This is a genomic window from Chryseobacterium sp. SIMBA_029, from assembly GCF_046535275.1.
Classification (GTDB): domain Bacteria; phylum Bacteroidota; class Bacteroidia; order Flavobacteriales; family Weeksellaceae; genus Chryseobacterium.
Map to the genome: position 1 here is coordinate 1 of NZ_JAWRXA010000960.1, position 228 is coordinate 228.

General features: G+C 37.7%; 1 protein-coding gene. It reads left to right on the forward strand.

From position 1 onward, the window contains the following. A partial coding sequence (locus SB679_RS26645) for a DUF5686 family protein (RefSeq protein ID WP_410705472.1) occupies positions 1 to 228 on the forward strand: 228 nt, incomplete at both ends.

Here is a 228-nt window from a genome sequence, read left to right on the forward strand (position 1 = left end):
GGGATATCAATATTTACGACAACACCCTAAATTACTTTGATATAGGGTTTCAAAGTCCCGCAGGAACTGATGGGTTTGGAACTTATGATTATAATTTAGTAGATACTATTTCTATTCGAGGAGAAAAAGCCTTTCAGATAAGATACCAACCCAAAAGAAAAGATGTACTGGCATTCCAGGGGAACCTTTATATAGACACAGATACCTATGCTGTTATAGGGGCCACCT